The following is a 573-nucleotide window of genomic DNA, read 5'->3' as shown; positions in this document are numbered from 1 at the left end:
TAAAGCTCAAAAGGTGAAAAAGGTTTGGCAAAGAATTTCTCCATCTACTTCAACTAAAGATAAAGAAAAATGTCAAGTTTCTTTAACTGCTTTAAACACACTTCACTCAGATACTTGGTATTTTGATAGTGGGTGTTCTAGACATATGTGTGGAAACTTATATGCATTTTTTACATTAATAAAAGATAATGGTGGGATAGTAACTTTTGGAGATGGTAGTTCGAAACATGTCAAAGGAAAACGTATTGTAAAAATTCCCGGATTGCCACCTCTTGGAGATGTGAGATATGTCAAAGGCCTTAGAGCAAATTTAATTAGCATTTCTCAATTATGCAATTCCAATCACAAAGTTTTATTTGAAAAAGGTAAATGTATAGTTTTGGATGAACAAGGAAAATGTGTGGTTGAAGGAATTCGCACAATTGAAAATTGTTATGGAGTTAAACCCTCAAGTGAGCAAGTTTGTCTTTTTACATGTCTTAATGAGGTTGATTTATGGCATCAATGACTAGGGCATGTCAATTATAATGATTTGTCAAAGTTGTCGAAACATGAGCTTGTTAGAGGTTTGCC

At 33.3% G+C, this 573-nt stretch carries 1 protein-coding gene; it reads left to right on the top strand.

What is annotated here, in order from left to right; genetic code table 11:
- Positions 1–508 (top strand): hypothetical protein (locus tag ACFINU_RS10355; protein WP_375667741.1); only part of this gene is annotated, 508 nt, incomplete at its 5' end.
- Positions 509–573 lie beyond the last annotated feature (65 nt).

It is taken from the genome of Bartonella sp. AC130YNZD, assembly GCF_042196865.1.
Lineage (GTDB): Bacteria > Pseudomonadota > Alphaproteobacteria > Rhizobiales > Rhizobiaceae > Bartonella.
This window is presented reverse-complemented; position numbering and strand designations above follow the sequence as displayed.